The organism is Cardinium endosymbiont of Philonthus spinipes, from assembly GCF_964030745.1.
Lineage (GTDB): Bacteria > Bacteroidota > Bacteroidia > Cytophagales > Amoebophilaceae > Cardinium.
In genome coordinates this window covers 999,038-1,015,812 of record NZ_OZ034918.1, presented here as the reverse complement: position 1 = coordinate 1,015,812, position 16,775 = coordinate 999,038, and the positions used below count along the sequence as shown (strand labels likewise).

Sequence of the window (16,775 nt, the reverse complement as noted above, 5' to 3'; positions counted from 1 at the left end):
TCATATGAAACGTAAAATAATATACGCTTGGATATTGCTAGCACTAGCCATAGGGCTGGCCTGGTACAATCATCAATACCATTCTTATGGCTATCCTTTTCTAACCACCCCATCTGGTCTTTCTTATAAGTCGATAGGTAGGCAAGGCAATGGACGCACCGTCAAGGAGGGTGAATGGATCGGGCTCTCTCTTATCATGAAAGCAGTACCTAAAAAAAGGGCAAAAGACAAACAAAATAGCCAAAAGGAATTAGTGTTCATCAACAAACCGGAGCCTTTCTTCTTGCGATTTGACAAAACCTTTCAATCCAAAAGTAAGCAGATCGCTCATATGGTTGGTATGATGCAAGAAAAGCAACGCATGCTCTTTAAATGCACACCTCAATACTACCTAGGAGAAGAAAATCTAGAACAGTTGGAGCAAACTTTAAAAGCACTGAATTTAAATAAAGAAGACGAACTAGTAATGGATATTAAATTAGATAAGATTATGACCGATGAAGCATACAACCAAATGATAGAAGCACGTCGTACTACACAACTAGCTAAGGATAAACAGCTCATTACCGACTATTTAGCCAAGCATCACATTGAGGCATCTTCCACAGATTCTGGTCTTTTTTATATTATTGACCAGCCTGTTAAAGAGGCTACACCTGTTCTTGAGGGCAAGACCATTAAAGTTCATTATACCGGTAGGCTATTAGATGGTACTATTTTTGATACCAGCGTAGAGGAGGTTGCCAAAGCGCATAACCTGTATAATCCAAAAAGACCTTATCAGCCACTTGAGTTTCAGGTAGGTGTGGGTTATGTTATTAAAGGATGGGACGAGGGTTTGTTATTACTCAAAAAAAATGAAAAAGCACGTTTTTTTATACCATCTGCTTTAGCCTATGGTCCAGATGCTATAGGCAATCTTATTCCTGCAAATTCCATTCTATTATTTGAGGTTGAGGTCATAGATGTGCGCTAATGCAATCGTCTTGCTTATGGCCGTTTATAAAAATTTCTTCTATAAACGGCCATACTATTTTCACACCCCCATTCCATCCACCTGGTGCTCCCAAAGCAGCTTAAATTTACCATCTGGAATGGCCAATAAGTCCAAAAAACTTCCATCTTCAACAACCCTTCCCCCTTCCATAACCACAATTCTATCCAAATGTTTGATAGTCGAAAGACGATGTGCTATGGCAATAACGGTTGCATGATGTAGTTCCAAGATGGCATGAATAGACCTTTGGATTTCTTGTTCCGTATCGCTATCAAGCGCAGAAGTAGCTTCATCTAAAATCAAAATAGGCGCATTTTTTAGCATAGCCCTGGCTATGGCAATGCGTTGACGTTGCCCACCGCTTAGTTTAACTCCCCTTTCCCCTACCAGGGTATCATATTGATCAGGAAGTGTTTCTATAAAGGCATGGATGCCCGCTACTTCTGCCGCATGCACAATTTCAGCTTGTGTAACATCGGCTTTAGCATACCCAATATTTTCTCCAATAGAACGATGGAATAACATGATATCTTGCGGAATGAGTGCTATCTGCGCACGCAAACTATCGGAAGAAACATCATAGATACTCTGGTTATCAATAATAATGTTTCCACTTTTTGGTTTAAAATTTTTAAGCAACAAAGCCATTAAGGTAGACTTTCCAGCTCCAGAAGCTCCAACCATACCAACCTTTTGACCAGCTTGGATGGAAAGATTCAGTTCTTGAAAAATAAGATGGTCATCACTGTAACCGAATGATAGATTCTGGAATAAAATCGCACCTTTTGAAACCTTTAATTCCACTGCATCAGGCTTATCAATGGTATCTTTAGCCATTTGCATAATGGTAAATGCCGAACGAAAAGCAGCAATATCTTCCAAAAAATCTTTAAGTTGACAGGTTGTATCCCAAGAATTTTCACTAAATGAAAAGGTAAGCGAGATAATAAAAGCAATATCTCCAACGGAGATTTGGCCACTATTACGCAAGCAAATCACATAACAAAATAGCCCAATCAAAAATATCCAATAGAATAAACTTAATATAATAGATACAATTAAATCATATTTATAATATTTGATGAGTAATGGTTTGTGTATATCATTATAATAATCTTGAATTTTTTGTAACTCACGCTTTTTAGTAGCAAAAGAAAAGATCGTGAAGATGTTAATCATACGATCAGCAACTGTTCCAAATAGGTAGTACCAAGAATTTTGTTTTGCTTGCTCCATTCTAGCAAGTTTTGTAAAAAATCCACAGGCTATTGGTGCATAGATAATAATAAATATGAGTACAAAAAAGAATATTTTTATATTGGTAAAGGCTAGTGCCATTCCAGAAAATAATGTAACCAACAACGGTTTACTAAACTTATATTCAACTGCCTGATGCAACTTAAAGTAGTTATCAGCAATCCCCTTCATCTTACCTACAATAGAACCTGAAAGATTTGTTTGAAAATAATTATAAGGCAGATCAAAACAGTGGGTACAAACCTGATATAGAATACGCTGTACAATGCCAGGCATACATTTTAATTGAGCCCAATTATGTGCACGCCATCCACCATCAAGAATCACTTGGGCCCCTAGAAACCAGGCTATGGGTCTGTAACTATTTTCAATAGTAATCTGTTCATGTTGAGTAAATAAATCAATTAATAGCTTGACAGCGTAGCTGTAGATAATCGGATAGATGCCACTACTAAATGGCGCAATAAACATGATGAGATATTGGTATTTATATGGCTTTATAATCGACCATAAAAATGAAAATGGATTCGTCTGCATGGAGATAATGTATGTTACTACAGAGGTTGATTTTTCAGCTACTGCTTGCTCAGGAAACCCAGTACCTTACAATTACAGACCAAGCAGCCCATCAACTCCTTGCTTCAATGAAAATTCCTCAAAAAGCATGCGGTAGATAGTTTCCGTTATAGAAGCCTTGCTTCCATAAGATTGCATCAAATGGTAAATGGCTTTAACCGTTTGCACCCCTTCAGAAACCTCTTTTGTAGTAGTTAAGATATCGGTTAGCCTTTCTCCTTGTGCCAAACGGTAGCCAATGGTATAGTTCCTACTAGCTACACTACCACAAGTGGCCAACAAATCTCCTAGACCCGCTGGTCCCAATAACGCACACTTACCAATGCCCATCGTGTCCATGATAGAAGACATTTCTGAGATAGCCTTGGTAATGAAAAAAGCATAGGTATTAGCCTGATAACCCATACCTCCTATTATACCCGCACCAATGGCAAAAATATTTTTCAGCACACTACCTATTTCTACACTGAGCAGCTCTTGACTCGTGTAGACGCGAAACCAGTCACTGGTTAAAAGCGCGCTTCCCACAGATAAAACCTTAGGCGTAGTACTGGCAACCACTGTAACAGCTGGGTGCTTTTTCACCAACTCTGTAGACAAATTAGGGCCAGCCAGACAACCAATTTGTCGCACTACCGTTTCTTGAAAGATGACTTCACTCATAGTAGTCACCCCCCTATTGGGCAACAGGACACCATCTTGGGAAAAATCCAATCCCTTAGTACCATGTATCAATATATGATCTGTGCTAAGATCTGAGGCAATCTGCCGCATCAATCCACGAAACTTAGCAGCAGGTACTACTGGAAAAACAACAAAACAAGTATGTAAGGCCATAGCCAAATCATTCGTAACCACCACATTAGCCGCCAACGGTTGCCCCGAACTGGTCCGGTTCATTTGTGATGCAAGGGCACGTTCCGCTTTATGGTCATAGAGCCATACACACTTTGCATTGGGTGCCACTAAATTTGCAACGGCAGTGCCAAATTTCCCTGCCCCTAAAACCGCTACCATTTTACTAGGAAAAAATTGCTTCGAGTCCATAGCCAGTCAGCCTATTATGATAATAATATAATGTCAAAAGATCTTGAATCACCAAATCGCCACTTTCTGTTGCCACCAATGGCCTTCGCGCATGGTATACCCCCAATTTAGCCAATCCATCTTTGGCAATATCCTCCAACGAACCATTTTGTAGAATAGGGGTAAAATCGATTTTTTTTGACATATAAAGCAATTGCAATGCCTGATAGGTATGCTCAAAAGCCACCATAAAATCAGTATAATGAACTGTGATATGGGGCAGGTCCATTGAAAACCCTTCGCGCTTTTGCGCCAATTCATAAGCAACAAAAGCTACTAGATGGCTGCTAAGCACCGTATTAATAGCGTAATAAGCTGCTACAATTTTACGACTAAGCGTTTTAACACAATCATCTGAACGCTTTCTAGCAGCCGTCTTTATAGGAAGATCAAGAAACTGCTGGTATAAATCTATTTCTTGGCCCTGATCATCATAACTACGCCCTTGGCTATCTACCCTATTTCCCATTACATCTAAGGGGGCGCCTATATTAACAAATATTTCCGAACCCTTAAGTAATATATTTTTACTAAACAGTAAGTTAGTAGCACAACAACCTTGCTGCACCAGAGAAGAGGCCACATGCTCCATTTGCACCGATTCACGTATCAATTGATAGGCTTCTAAGACACAATGGTAATTGAGTACCATTGGAACAATAAACAGCTTCCTAGCAGTTACCCCTTGGTTGTGAAAGTTACCTTCTTGTGCCTCAAAAGGAGTACCTAACAAACCTAATTTTAAATCAGCCTCTATAGCCCCCAAGCGGCTACGGGTGCCACCCGGATAAAATAATGTATGACAGCCCCATTCCAGCGTCAAACAAGCATAATCTTTCTGTGCTTGTAAGTAGGGGATGGTCTTTTTACGTCGATCTACCTTATACGTACCTAGCTTATTAAAAACATAACGAAACCCCTTATTATTAAACAAATTCAGTCCCGCACCCCAAGTCAAGGGCGGCAACCCCAATTGCTTCATAGCCAATCCTATCACAACAGAGTCCCAATTGCTCGTATGAGTAGGTACGATCACAATCGTACCTATTTGCGCCAATGCACGCATCATATGCGTCTGCCCCATCAAATGAAACTTTTCCTGTAACCCTTTGTGGCGCAAATTCCAACGTTCTGGTCCAAAGCCAACACAATGAGGCTTAAGCAGGTGCATAAAGGTATGGTGTACCCCTCTAGCGATACACTGATAATGACGCACACTAAAATGGCTACAAATCTCCCTTACATAGCGTTCTATAACCATTCTTAAAAGCTTAGTAGCTTCTATTTTATTTTCAATGGAAGTTACCATAGCCTCCCAAAAGGAACGGTCATCCTTAGGGTCACAGCTCCATGGATCTGACTCCATTCTAGCCAATTCTCTAGAAGCTGTTTGCGCCAATATTCGGTAAAGTTCCCCATCCATTGGGTAGCGTGCATACAAAGATTGAAAAGTTTTGTCCACCACCTCCCTTAAAAAGGCTTTTTGGTTTTGATGGAGTATGGTAATAGGCCAACGACTGGCTTGCGGCTCAATAGGCATAAACTGATCTTGGGTAGACATATTGTATCTTTTGAACAGAATAAGCCGTAATTTACGGCCAAATGGATTACATGAAAGGGTTTACCTGATCATTTGGTATTGCAAGATAATAAGATCATAATGAATATTTATTATTTTTCAGAAGAAATTAATTTTAGGCTAAAACAAAAAAGAAAAATCTCTGCTTGGTTACAAGACGTCATCTGGCAAGAGGGGTACGGGCTAGACCAGCTCAACTTTATTTTTTGTACAGATAACTATTTATATGGTAAAAACATCACCTACTTGAGCCATGACACCTTAACAGATGTCATTACATTTCACTACGCCACAGGTACAAAAACCATCTTAGGGGACATCTATATAAGCATTGAACGGGTTCATGAAAATGCTAAGACCTATAACCGAAAAAAAACAGAAGAACTCTATATGGTCATGGTACATGGGTTATTACACCTACTGGGCTATAATGATCATAATTCAGAAGAAAAATTGATTATGAGATCAAAAGAAGATTTTTACCTCAACCAACTCAGACCAATTTTAGCGTTAAAGGGTTAAAGGGTTAATGAAAATAACCATCTCTATTAACTGTAAAATTTTTACGAGGCATCACCTGAAAATTGTTTGTATCATCCTTTTCATGCACTTCAACAGCTGCCTCTGTCATATTGAGCTTTGTAGCATCACAGGTTAGGCCGATAAGCACCTTTTTACAACATGTGCCATAAGGATAGTATACAATTGGTTTTTGAAAAAAATATGTAAATCCCGTATCTTACGAAACACTTTTTTATCTTCAAAATTATGCCTATACACACCTCCACCCCTAAGACCAAAAACACCATGGAAGTGCAAGACTATACTAAGTCTATTATAGACACCTTACAACAAGATTCCAACCAATCCTATACGCTACAACAACTCTGTATGGCACTAAAGGTCAAGGAAAAATCAGATAAAGCAAAAGTAAAAAAAGCTTTATCAGCCCTTTTGCATAAAGGTAGCATTAAAAAAATAAGCAGAGGGCGCTATCTGCATGCCAACGCGCCTACTTGTTATGTAACAGGCCGAGTAGATTATGTCCGTCCTGAATATGCTTACATTGTAGCACCGGATCAACCCAAAGATGTATTGGTACAGCAAAAAAACCTATTATCTGCATTAGATAAGGATTTGGTTAAAGTGCGTTTGCTGCCAACTGGGCGTCGTAAGCGACCAGAGGGCATTGTAGTGGAAATTATTGAGCGCAATACGGCACCGGTAATCGGGCGCATCATCGCCACTGGAGAGCAGCCCCAAGCAGTGGTTGAACAAAAACGGATGACCTACACTGTTTTATTAAAAGAAGCAAAACAGGCTATACTTAAAAAAAATGATAAAGTGGTCATTGCATTGACCTCGTTTACCAACCTCAATAATCAATTGACTGGTAAAATAGTACAGCATCTTGGTCAGGCTGGTCTGCATGAAGTAGAGATGCATGCCATTATGGCGGAGTTTGGTTTAAAAGACACTTTCCCAGAAGAGGTGCTTTCGAGTACTAAAAATATACCTAGAGTTATTCCAGAGGAAGAAATAACCAAAAGAAGAGACTGTCGAGGCATACCCACCTTTACCATAGATCCAGCAGATGCCAAGGATTTTGATGATGCCCTCTCCTATCAACCATTAGCCAATGGCCGCCATCAAGTAGGCATTCATATTGCAGACGTAAGTTATTATGTATTGCCAGACAGCTTGCTAGATAAAGAAGCCTATGCCCGTAACACTTCTGTCTATCTCGTAGATCGTTGTATTCCGATGTTGCCAGAACTCCTTTCTAACGAGCTATGTTCTCTACGTCCAAACGAAACCAAGTTAACTTTTTCAGCAATTTTCGAATTGGATGCAGCAGGAAAAATCTATGACAAATGGTTTGGGGAAACCATTATTTATTCGAACAAAAGATTTGCTTACGAAGAAGCCCAAGCAGCAATAGATAACCAAACAGGAGATTTTCATCAAGCACTTACCCTATTGAATAATCTAGCCAAACAACTGCGGGCAAAACGGCTTGAAAAAGGAGCCATTAATTTTGAAACCAGAGCACTGGTATTTCAGCTAGATGCCGATGGCAAACCACTACAGGTGATACCAAAGGTCCGTACAGATGCCCATAAACTCATTGAGGAGTTTATGTTACTGGCCAACAAAGAAGTAGCCACCTATGTAGCCAAGCTAAAACAAAAACAGGAAAAACTAGGGCCTACTTTTATATATAGAACCCATGATCATCCAGATCCAGATAAGCTCAATGAGTTCTTTTTATTTGTAAAGCAACTAGGATATAAAATAAAGGTAGGTAAAGCACCTATATATAAAGCCATGCACGCATTAGAAAAGGCTATTCAGGGCAAGCAAGAAGAAAACATCATCCAGTCACTGGCCATTCGCTCTATGGCCAAAGCGCTTTACACCACAAAACCTGATCCTCACTTTGCCCTAGCCTTTGCCCATTATAGCCATTTTACCTCACCCATTAGAAGGTATGCAGACCTATTGGCACACCGTCTTTTGAAAAAATATTTAAAAGGCGAACGCATTTATGACATAGCATTTTACGAACAAAAATGTCAATACGCTGTAGAACGGGAATGCCTTGCTGTAAATGCAGAACGGGCCTCTATAAAGTATAAGCAAGTAGAATTTATACAAAATTTAAAAGACGAAATATTTGAAGGCATCATTAGTGGCATAACAGAATGGAATATGTATATAGAAATTATATCTAATGCATGTGAAGGCATGGTACGTTTATCAGACCTTACCGATGATACCTATATCTTTGAAGAACACAACTTTCAAGTAGTAGGACAACACTCCAAAAAATGTTACCGCTTAGGGGATATGGTCAAGGTAAAAGTAAAAAGTTGCGATTTAGATAAGCGCTATATTAATTTTTGGTTATGTTAGCAGCGCAATGTATACCTTCTATTCCCATAAAGCTTCCTGCTCTGGCTGAATATCAATGTTATGGTAAACCATTTGCACGTCGTCATCATCCTTTAACGCATCTATAAGCTTGATCAGTTTAAGCAATGCAGCATCATTGACCTGCACCAGGGTATGAGGAATATATTGTAACCCTGCAGCAATTGGTGCCACAGCAACTGCTTCCAACTGTTTTTGGACTTTTCCAAAGTCTTCTACCGCACAAATCACATGGGTAGATGCGCCATCATTTTCCAATGCTTCTGCCCCTGCATCTATCAACCCCAATGTAAAATCATCCAGATCTTTAATATCTGCTGTAGGAATGGTAAACACTCCTTTATAGTCAAACAAAAAAGTAATCGAACCACTTTTTTCCAAACTGCCACCATATTTAGCAAAAATAGCCCGCACATTAGCCACCGTTCTAATCATTTTATCGGTCATACAAACCACCATGATGGCCACACCATGGCTACCATATCCCTCATAGGTGACTTCATGATAGGCTGCTACATCATTCCCACCAGCCTTACTAATGGCACGCAGTATAGCCTCTTTAGGCATATTGGCTCCCTTGGCATTTTGAATCGCCAAACGCAATCGCGGGTTAAGTTCTGGTTCAGCCCCTCCACTTCTGGCAGCCACCGTTATCTCCTTAACCAGTTTTGTAAAAATTTTACTTTTTTTTGCGTCATTTACACCTTTTTTACGCTTGATATTAGACCACTTACTATGTCCTGCCATTGTATTGCTTCAATATGAATAAAATAAAGAATAAGCTGCACCAGCAGCCCAGATAAGCTGCATGCAACCGTTACTATAATGGATATTATATACAAATATATAATATCCATCGGTAGTATGGACAGCAAACTAAATGAATGCATATGCATTTGATATAATGGGCTGAAGCATTCGGACATTTTTTTCTTACTTTTCTTTCCTGTTTTTTCCCATTTGCTATGCTGCTATTTTTAAACTATTTTTTATACAAGTAATCCAGAACGCACATTAGTAAAGCATACTATTCAAGGGAAGTTAGATTGGAATGGAAGGTTATAATTTGCTTATTACAGAATAATTTAGGACATCTGCAAAACGTTATTTGTAAGATACACAATATACATGTCTTGCATATTTTTATTCAAAATAAATCTATCATGAACATAAAAAAATATTTAGTTGTTTTGCCTTTCCTGGCATCTTGTAGTGGGGTCGGTCAGTCTAATATGGGGTTGACTTCTTCTAAGAAGAAGAAAGATATAAATAAAGAAAAACCCACGAAACCACCTCAGAAACCAGAAAAAGAAATTGGAACTGGGGCATATATGATTGATGGGGAAATTAGGGTATTTGAAAATGGAATAGAATATCCGAAGGAAGCAAAAAAAGCATCTGAGACATATCAATTTGATCTTTTCAACAAACGCGTTAAACGACTAAATCCGGAAGAAGAAATTGAAACTGGGATATATATGATTGATGGGAAAATGATGAAATTTAAAAATGGACTAGAATGTTGGATCGAAGAAGAAGAAAAAGAACCATCTGGGACATATGTAGTAGTTGATAAGTCTTTTGACAAGATTGTGTAAAACATATCAGTGATTTAAATTCTTCCTTCAAATTTGATCATAAAATGTGGCATAACGCTATTTCAATTGTGAACTGGGTGCCCCCACTTATCAAGGCAAAAAACGCCATAAAAACTCCTTTTTATTTCTCAAAAAGATCAGCCGTATAAGGCAACCCTAGATGTTTATAAGCCGCCTCTGTTGCGACCCTTCCCCGTGGGGTACGTTTGATATAGCCTTCTTGAATAAGAAATGGTTCATATACCTCTTCTATCGTTTCTGCCTCCTCCAAACAAGCGGTTGCAATAGTAGTAAGGCCTACAGGCCCCCCCTTGAATTTTTCAATAATATTGGTCAGAATACGTTTGTCCATTTCATCTAGCCCATGCTCATCTACATTCAAAGCTGCCAAGCTTACTGCAACCATATCCTTGGTAATCCGTCCATCCCCTTTAACCTGAGCAAAATCGCGTGTACGTTTCAGCAGATTATTGGCTATACGGGGCGTCCCTCGACTTCTCCTGGCAATTTCATAAGCAGCCTCTTGGTCAATAGGCGCACCCCATATACCACTGGCACGCTGAACAATTTTGGTCAACAAAGTAGCAGGATAATAATCTAACCGCGCATTAATACCAAAACGGGCCCGTAACGGTGCAGTAAGCAAACCAGAACGGGTAGTAGCCCCAATCAAGGTAAAAGGGTTCAACGCCAACTGTACACTACGTGCATTGGGACCAGCATCCAACATAATGTCTATTTTAAAATCTTCCATAGCTGTATATAGATATTCTTCCACTATCGGATTAAGACGATGGATCTCATCTATAAAAAGCACATTGGTAGGTTCTAAACTAGTCAACAACCCCGCTAAATCCCCAGGTTTATCCAATACAGGACCAGATGTAACTTTTATATTAGTATTCAACTCATAAGCAATAATATAAGCCAATGTCGTTTTGCCTAAACCAGGCGGGCCATGCAACAATACATGATCCAACGCTTCTTTTCTTTGCTTGGCAGCTGCTACAAATATTTGAATATTCTCCACCAGCTTTTCTTGTCCAAAGAAGTCATTGAATTGAAGCGGACGTAGCGCTTTATCAAGTTGTTCTTCTGGTTTCTTCAGCACACCGAAGGGACCATTGATCAGATCATTCTCCATTTTTTCTATCTTTACTAGGCCAAAATATACGCAAAAAAATAAGACCTTCTGCAAAAGCTATTTGTGATCAGTAATTTTTAGGAGAAACGCAGTCGAGCACCGCAGCATACTAGATGTATTTGAGGAGCGTAGACAAGCTTCGACACCAAAATTGCCATTAGAAATAGGTTGTGCAGAAGGTCTATAGACTTCTTTCGAAAGAGGCTTATGCTCAGGAATTTGTAGGAAACCTCAAAAAGAGCTAATATCAACCATGAGATCAAACATTAAACTACTGATGCTATTGACCCTATCATCCATAGGGCTTTACCTAGGGTTTTCCACCATGTTGATAGAGCCGACCATTCGTTACCTACTGCATCGCTCTGTGCTGAGAAGCTTTATGGCACGGATCATCATTTGTTCCGCTGCTTTGGGCTACTATGTACAGCTACAGAAACAACAAAGCATGCAACACTCCATAGCGCCACCTGCACCTCTCTATAGGTTAACCATTGGCACGATACTGGCTCAACTGATGATGACATTTGCCTTAACATTGCTCAGCAGCATTAAAGAAGCATTATGGCATCCCAGCGTACAGCCCATATTACATTTTAGTAGCAACATCGACTTTGTATACCGTGGCATTGTAGAAATAAGCTGTCTAACGGCTATTCTAGAAGAACTACTCTTTCGAGGTATTTTAGAAAAACTACTCAGCAAAATCACCTCAAGCAGACGATGGATCACCGTGATCAGTGCCATAGCATTTAGTTTAATGCACTGCAATATGAGCAATAACCTATTGTATTTTGTAATGGGCTGCTTTCTCAGCTACCTATACCACCAAACCAACCATATTATCTACCCTATGCTCGCTCATGGACTACATAACTTATGTGCCACATCCATCATCTACCTCGCATTAGATAAAAGATTAGATGTAGCCATCAATAACTTACCTATTGTAACACGTGGCCTATTAGCTATTGGAACACTCCTAGCAGTTTATACCTATGTAACCCATATGTTCGTCAGTCAAAAAACAAAAAAAAGCACTAAACAAAGATGCGATTAGCAATATTAGGTGGCGGAGAAAGCGGAACCGGTGCAGCCCTCTTGGCCAAACAACAAGGAATAGATGTCTTCCTGTCAGATGCTGGCATCATTAAAGCAGACTATAAACATTTACTGACCACCCACCAGATTCCATTTGAAGAGGGAGGCCACACCATAGAAAAAATACAATCAGCAGATGAAGTCATCAAAAGCCCCGGGATACCCCATACAGCCACAATCATCAGGAAACTCCAAAATATACCCATCATAGATGAAATAGAATTTGCAGCACGCTACGCAAAGGGAAAAATTATAGCTGTAACAGGCTCAAATGGCAAAAGCACAACAGCCCACCTGATTTACCATTTGCTCCATGCAGCAGGGTACCAGGTCGCTTTAGCTGGGAATATAGGATATAGCTTTGCTAAGTGCCTCACACAATCAACCTATGCCTACTACGTATTAGAGCTTTCCAGCTTTCAACTGGAAGCAATCAAAGATTTTAAGCCAGCCATTGCTTGTCTACTAAATATTACACCTGACCACCTAGATAGATACCATAGCTCCATAGAAGCCTATGCCCAAGCCAAGTTGAACCTATTGCGCAACATGACCCCATTAGACCACTTTATTTACAATAAAGCCGATCCAATCACCACACAATATCTGCCAAAACAGAAGATTTTACCACAATTACATCCTATATCTCCTATTGATAATCCTAACAACCTATTGCACCTTAATGGGCAGGACTACACCCTGTCTACTAGCAGGGAGCAAGTAGCCTTACTAGGCAGGCATAACCAGTATAATGCTATGGTTGCGGCTACAGCAGCGGCTTTAGCAGGCCTCTCTTCTGAAACAATTGCTACTGCTTTACCTACATTTTGTGGGTTACCCCATCGACTGGAATGGTGTGGCGCACCCCAAGGCATAGATTGTTACAACGACTCAAAATCGACCAATGTAGCCTCTACAACAGCTGCATTGCTTAGCTTTAGCCAACCCATTATCTGGATAGCCGGTGGCATAGATAAAGGCAACAACTATGCCCCCCTCCTACCCATTGTACAAGAGCAGGTCAAAGCAATCATCTGTTTGGGAAAAGATAACAGCGCTATTATCAAATCCTTTCGCCCGCTAGGTCTGCCTATAAAAGAGACCGATAACCTCTCTTCAGCCATAGACAACGCCCTATCTATTGCATTACCGGGGGAAGTCATCCTCTTATCCCCTGCATGTGCCAGCTTTGATTTATTTAAAAACTTTGAAGATCGAGGCAATCAATTTAAAGAACAGATAAACGCACGGATTCAAAAATAAAGCCATATTTACCCCTTTTATTCTAAATCAGTCCTTTTATTAAAACGCTTAAATAGGCCAACAAGCTGCTTAAGTCGTTTTTGTTGCGGATTTAGCCCAATCCACCCCATACCGGGTGATTGAGGCAATAGGTAATGCGCAGCCATCATACCCAAACCATTAGTGGCGGCCGATAGAGAGGTAATAACTTCTTTTAAAGAACTATTGTTAGCGGTTAATACGGCAATCTCTCCACGCAATGCGGCATTATCTGCCTCTAGCACGCTAATACTCGATTTGAGAAGGCTAATTTCTGATTGTAAGGAAATAACTATCGAGGATAAAGAATCCATCTCTTTGATGTGGAATGAAACTAAAGAAAACTAAACTTAAAAAGTTATTTGAGATTTTGCAACCCTAAAAAACCACACCGCTGAATCGTTACGAAAAATGCCCCTGTAAAAAGTTGGGAAATAGGCCTCATCCCTTGCAGATGATTAGGAAAAACAGATTCCTTTGAAGCCCGCGCAGCGGGCGACTTCTGTTTTTCCATCTGTAAGGGATGAGGTCCCCAACTTTTTACCGAGGGCTTGATTTTTTGTCCACTTTTTTATCAAGAAAAAAGTGGAATACAATTCATTATTAACCAGTGACGTGAATAGATACAACCATTAGCTACCATAGAAGCTACACAAGCAGGAATACCTATTAAAAACCTAAATTTTTTACAAGCCAAACTCATCAATATAGCCATCGCCATCCCTACTAAAGCAGTTCGAGCACTACCTCGAAAGCCAAAGCAAGCTAAGATAAAAGGGGCAGAAACTACAACGTTATAAAGTGTATACACGTAAAAAACAATACTACTAAAACTCTTCCATAGATCATTGGAATAAATAGCCATGATCATAGAGAATAGCCCGATACCTAGTATCGCCAATCTAGCCACCCGAATCTGAAGTCTATCCACAATTGGCTTTACCCCCGGAATGCTTGCCATCAGATCATGAACCACTATAATAGAACAAAGATGTAAATAAGAATCAGCTGTAGACGTGGCCATAGCTAACACACAAGTGACAATAGCACCTTGTAAAAAAGATGGCAGACTGGTAACTATATAACCCCAAATTTCTTCCATCGATAAAGTTGAATTGCTTGAAAAAACAAATAGACCAATCAGGCATATAAAAAGCATTATAAGCACATATAAAAAGCTACCATACAAAAAAACCTTTTTTACCTGAATAGGACCAGAGCACATGTACATCCTCTGTATAATGGCAGGATCAACAATACTCAAAAGGCAAAATAGAAAATATACAATACAATCCCATAGATGGCTATCAGGATAGCATAAGCTGCTAAGTTTAAACTTTTCTTGTTTTCGTGCAAACCATATAATTTCCAAAAAAGATTTACCTGTTTTTACAAACATAAGTTTAGCAACAATAATAATTATAATAATAAAAGTTATAAATTGAAGCACATCTGTATTGGTAACAGAACGAATTCCTCCAAAAGCAGCATAAGTAATAATCACCAAAGCTGCCAATACGATCATGCTATTAGGATCAACCGAATGTAAACAGGCAGTGACAATATAGGAAATCGCATTGATTTGAAAAATAAGAGTAGAAATAGTATACCATATACTCAACAAAGCAGTAATAATCCTTGGATAGTTTCCATATACGCTACCTATTGTTTCTGCAATAGAAAGGTGATGCATAAATGGAGCCATCCGCACCCATGCCAAGCTAGTCAACCACAAAGCGATAGCATTAACAAACATTAAACAAAACTGCAATAAACCATAGCTATAACATACTTGTACAGGAGACACAAGTACTACCCCACAAAAAGAAGTAGCCAGTAGTGTAGCCAGCAACTTAACCGTAGAAAATCGCTTGTCATCCACAGCATAGGCTCGAAAGGTGGTTGCTTTTCTGCTCGCTAAGCCTACCCCTAGGTTTAATAATAAAAATGAGGCTATCAAGAAGTATGGTATAGAAAATGAAGATGATAACATAACACAGTTGCAATAAAAACAGCTACGCACCATCCTTCATATGACCCTGGTCCGCTTCCTGGCTACTGATTTTATTGCGCAACATAAGGACCATAAACATAACCATTAAAAAGCAAAAAATTGAAACCAAAAAAAAGCCAAGATAAGCACTAGAGAAAACAGTATTTAACCAGTAAGCCAAACCAAGTAATAAAAAACGCAGCCCCAAACCAAGTAATATAAAAACCAGGGAACCAAGTAAAAATATTTGGATTATTTTCTTAGCCTTCGTCTGAAGATTATGCTGGAATGTATGGGCAAATACACCTAGTTTTTCTCTTACTATGCCCACTATACAAGCCATTCCAAATAGTTTGCATAGCATCTTTATCATTCTAAAAAACATTTCGTTCAGGTATGGTAAAATAAAAATTAATACTGGCCAACTTAGCTGCACCACTATAAGCAGCGATTAAGATAATACAATTATCCTATGTTTTAGTAACACGAAGCGTCATCTTGCTGCTGCGAACACCATGCAAGCTAAAAAAAGAATGGTTAATATCCAGATCATTTTTACAAAACCTAGCATAGACATATCCAGCCAATGCACCACCCAACTGTGCCAAGTAATATCCCGCATGTTGGGTAGGCAAATGCATAAATGCTATTGCCAGCAAAGCAACCACAACATATTTTAATGGTAAAGAGAAAAAGAAGCAATATAGCCGCAAATTAGGCATCAACACACAAACCGCTACCATGATAGCATAAATAGCCGCTGAAGGCCCTGCAAGCTCAGTGGCAACACCTTTAAAGGGAGGTGAGAATTGGTAGAGGATAAAAAAAAGAATCCCACCTACGGCTTGCCCTAAACAATAAAGCCGCAATATATGTTTGGAGCGTGCAATGGCCCGTATTCTTTGACCAAAAACGTATAAGACAAGCATATCCCAGAATAAATCTACAATACCCTTATGGACAAAAGAGTAGGTAATAATGGTCCACGGCTGCTTTATGAATAATGGGTAAAGAGAAGGAAGTGCCAATTTTCTATAAAGCCATGTACTATATGCTTCATAACCGCAAATATAACATCCAGTACTAAACAAAAACAGCAATAGAAAACTTAAAATATGGAGCAAAATAAGTTGCACAAACCCATTCCCAGGCTGTTTAAAATGATTGCGAATATAAGCGTAAACACTATGCATAAGACAAAAAAAATGATTTAAGAATTACTTGTAAGC

At 39.3% G+C, this 16,775-nt stretch carries 17 protein-coding genes; 6 read left to right on the top strand and 11 right to left on the bottom strand.

Features of this window, described 5'->3' with window-relative positions; translation table 11 throughout:
* Positions 1–4: 4 nt before the first annotated feature.
* Positions 5–976, top strand: coding sequence for an FKBP-type peptidyl-prolyl cis-trans isomerase (locus tag AAHM81_RS04300; RefSeq protein WP_342265269.1), 972 nt, complete (start codon positions 5–7; stop codon positions 974–976).
* Between the two features lie 60 nt (positions 977–1,036).
* On the opposite strand, the gene AAHM81_RS04295 is transcribed toward AAHM81_RS04300, so the two are convergent.
* The 3 genes from AAHM81_RS04295 to AAHM81_RS04285 form a co-directional block, all read right to left on the bottom strand.
* Positions 1,037–2,725: an ABC transporter ATP-binding protein gene (locus AAHM81_RS04295; RefSeq protein ID WP_342265268.1), complete on the bottom strand. Its 1,689-nt coding sequence runs from the start codon at positions 2,723–2,725 to the stop codon at positions 1,037–1,039.
* A 138-nt stretch (positions 2,726–2,863) separates the two neighbouring features.
* Entirely contained in the window at positions 2,864–3,877 is a 1,014-nt protein-coding gene (locus AAHM81_RS04290) for an NAD(P)H-dependent glycerol-3-phosphate dehydrogenase (RefSeq protein ID WP_342265267.1), read from the bottom strand.
* Positions 3,852–5,477 (bottom strand): 1-acyl-sn-glycerol-3-phosphate acyltransferase, encoded by a 1,626-nt coding sequence (locus AAHM81_RS04285; protein ID WP_342265266.1) that lies wholly within the window; start codon positions 5,475–5,477, stop codon positions 3,852–3,854. Before AAHM81_RS04285 ends, AAHM81_RS04290 begins: the two co-directional genes overlap by 26 nt.
* Before the next feature lie 99 nt (positions 5,478–5,576).
* On the opposite strand from AAHM81_RS04285, the gene ybeY reads away from it, so the two are divergent.
* Positions 5,577–6,017 (top strand): rRNA maturation RNase YbeY, encoded by a 441-nt coding sequence (gene ybeY, locus AAHM81_RS04280; RefSeq protein WP_342265265.1) that lies wholly within the window; start codon positions 5,577–5,579, stop codon positions 6,015–6,017.
* 4 nt (positions 6,018–6,021) lie between these two features.
* Here the strand turns inward: ybeY and AAHM81_RS04275 are convergent, their stop codons facing one another.
* The gene (locus AAHM81_RS04275) at positions 6,022–6,165 is read right to left on the bottom strand and encodes a hypothetical protein (RefSeq protein WP_342265264.1); all 144 of its coding nucleotides are present in this window, start codon (positions 6,163–6,165) and stop codon (positions 6,022–6,024) included.
* 98 nt (positions 6,166–6,263) lie between these two features.
* Between AAHM81_RS04275 and rnr the strand changes: the two genes are divergently transcribed.
* On the top strand, positions 6,264–8,411 hold the full coding sequence (gene rnr, locus AAHM81_RS04270) for a ribonuclease R (protein ID WP_342265263.1): 2,148 nt from the start codon (positions 6,264–6,266) through the stop codon (positions 8,409–8,411).
* Positions 8,412–8,429: 18 nt separating this feature from the next.
* Here the strand turns inward: rnr and AAHM81_RS04265 are convergent, their stop codons facing one another.
* Positions 8,430–9,176 (bottom strand): YebC/PmpR family DNA-binding transcriptional regulator, encoded by a 747-nt coding sequence (locus AAHM81_RS04265; RefSeq protein ID WP_342265262.1) that lies wholly within the window; start codon positions 9,174–9,176, stop codon positions 8,430–8,432.
* Between the two features lie 416 nt (positions 9,177–9,592).
* Here AAHM81_RS04265 and AAHM81_RS04260 point away from each other — a divergent pair, with 416 nt between their 5' ends.
* On the top strand, positions 9,593–10,027 hold the full coding sequence (locus AAHM81_RS04260; RefSeq protein ID WP_342265261.1) for a hypothetical protein: 435 nt from the start codon (positions 9,593–9,595) through the stop codon (positions 10,025–10,027).
* A 121-nt stretch (positions 10,028–10,148) separates the two neighbouring features.
* On the opposite strand, the gene ruvB is transcribed toward AAHM81_RS04260, so the two are convergent.
* Entirely contained in the window at positions 10,149–11,171 is a 1,023-nt protein-coding gene (ruvB, locus tag AAHM81_RS04255; RefSeq protein WP_342265260.1) for a Holliday junction branch migration DNA helicase RuvB, read from the bottom strand.
* Positions 11,172–11,424: 253 nt separating this feature from the next.
* On the opposite strand from ruvB, the gene AAHM81_RS04250 reads away from it, so the two are divergent.
* Positions 11,425–12,231: a type II CAAX endopeptidase family protein gene (locus AAHM81_RS04250; RefSeq protein ID WP_342265259.1), complete on the top strand. Its 807-nt coding sequence runs from the start codon at positions 11,425–11,427 to the stop codon at positions 12,229–12,231.
* A complete protein-coding gene (gene murD, locus AAHM81_RS04245) occupies positions 12,222–13,535 on the top strand; it encodes a UDP-N-acetylmuramoyl-L-alanine--D-glutamate ligase (RefSeq protein WP_342265258.1) in 1,314 nt (437 codons plus the stop codon). Before AAHM81_RS04250 ends, murD begins: the two co-directional genes overlap by 10 nt.
* A 17-nt stretch (positions 13,536–13,552) precedes the next feature.
* Here the strand turns inward: murD and AAHM81_RS04240 are convergent, their stop codons facing one another.
* From AAHM81_RS04240 to AAHM81_RS04220, 5 genes are all read right to left on the bottom strand, one after another.
* Positions 13,553–13,867 carry a hypothetical protein gene (locus AAHM81_RS04240; protein WP_342265257.1) on the bottom strand — a complete coding sequence of 105 codons (315 nt, stop codon included), beginning with the start codon at positions 13,865–13,867 and terminating at the stop codon, positions 13,553–13,555.
* A 44-nt stretch (positions 13,868–13,911) separates the two neighbouring features.
* A complete protein-coding gene (locus tag AAHM81_RS04235; protein ID WP_342265256.1) occupies positions 13,912–14,067 on the bottom strand; it encodes a hypothetical protein in 156 nt (51 codons plus the stop codon).
* 60 nt (positions 14,068–14,127) lie between these two features.
* Complete coding sequence (locus AAHM81_RS04230; RefSeq protein ID WP_342265255.1) at positions 14,128–15,546, bottom strand: sodium:solute symporter family protein; 1,419 nt, start codon at positions 15,544–15,546, stop codon at positions 14,128–14,130.
* 22 nt (positions 15,547–15,568) lie between these two features.
* On the bottom strand, positions 15,569–15,931 hold the full coding sequence (locus AAHM81_RS04225) for a phage holin family protein (RefSeq protein ID WP_342265254.1): 363 nt from the start codon (positions 15,929–15,931) through the stop codon (positions 15,569–15,571).
* An 85-nt stretch (positions 15,932–16,016) separates the two neighbouring features.
* The gene (locus AAHM81_RS04220) at positions 16,017–16,739 is read right to left on the bottom strand and encodes a rhomboid family intramembrane serine protease (protein ID WP_342265253.1); all 723 of its coding nucleotides are present in this window, start codon (positions 16,737–16,739) and stop codon (positions 16,017–16,019) included.
* Positions 16,740–16,775 lie beyond the last annotated feature (36 nt).

Excerpts from the sequence above, each read along its gene's own strand:
- AAHM81_RS04300 (WP_342265269.1), top strand. The coding sequence starts at position 5 with ATGAAACGTAAAATAATATACGCTTGGATATTGCTAGCACTAGCCATA.
- AAHM81_RS04295 (WP_342265268.1), bottom strand. The coding sequence starts at position 2,725 with ATGTTTATTGCGCCATTTAGTAGTGGCATCTATCCGATTATCTACAGC.
- AAHM81_RS04290 (WP_342265267.1), bottom strand. The coding sequence starts at position 3,877 with ATGGACTCGAAGCAATTTTTTCCTAGTAAAATGGTAGCGGTTTTAGGG.
- AAHM81_RS04285 (WP_342265266.1), bottom strand. The coding sequence starts at position 5,477 with ATGTCTACCCAAGATCAGTTTATGCCTATTGAGCCGCAAGCCAGTCGT.
- ybeY (WP_342265265.1), top strand. The coding sequence starts at position 5,577 with ATGAATATTTATTATTTTTCAGAAGAAATTAATTTTAGGCTAAAACAA.
- rnr (WP_342265263.1), top strand. The coding sequence starts at position 6,264 with ATGCCTATACACACCTCCACCCCTAAGACCAAAAACACCATGGAAGTG.
- AAHM81_RS04265 (WP_342265262.1), bottom strand. The coding sequence starts at position 9,176 with ATGGCAGGACATAGTAAGTGGTCTAATATCAAGCGTAAAAAAGGTGTA.
- AAHM81_RS04260 (WP_342265261.1), top strand. The coding sequence starts at position 9,593 with ATGAACATAAAAAAATATTTAGTTGTTTTGCCTTTCCTGGCATCTTGT.
- ruvB (WP_342265260.1), bottom strand. The coding sequence starts at position 11,171 with ATGGAGAATGATCTGATCAATGGTCCCTTCGGTGTGCTGAAGAAACCA.
- AAHM81_RS04250 (WP_342265259.1), top strand. The coding sequence starts at position 11,425 with ATGAGATCAAACATTAAACTACTGATGCTATTGACCCTATCATCCATA.
- murD (WP_342265258.1), top strand. The coding sequence starts at position 12,222 with ATGCGATTAGCAATATTAGGTGGCGGAGAAAGCGGAACCGGTGCAGCC.
- AAHM81_RS04240 (WP_342265257.1), bottom strand. The coding sequence starts at position 13,867 with ATGGATTCTTTATCCTCGATAGTTATTTCCTTACAATCAGAAATTAGC.
- AAHM81_RS04235 (WP_342265256.1), bottom strand. The coding sequence starts at position 14,067 with ATGGAAAAACAGAAGTCGCCCGCTGCGCGGGCTTCAAAGGAATCTGTT.
- AAHM81_RS04230 (WP_342265255.1), bottom strand. The coding sequence starts at position 15,546 with ATGTTATCATCTTCATTTTCTATACCATACTTCTTGATAGCCTCATTT.
- AAHM81_RS04225 (WP_342265254.1), bottom strand. The coding sequence starts at position 15,931 with ATGTTTTTTAGAATGATAAAGATGCTATGCAAACTATTTGGAATGGCT.
- AAHM81_RS04220 (WP_342265253.1), bottom strand. The coding sequence starts at position 16,739 with ATGCATAGTGTTTACGCTTATATTCGCAATCATTTTAAACAGCCTGGG.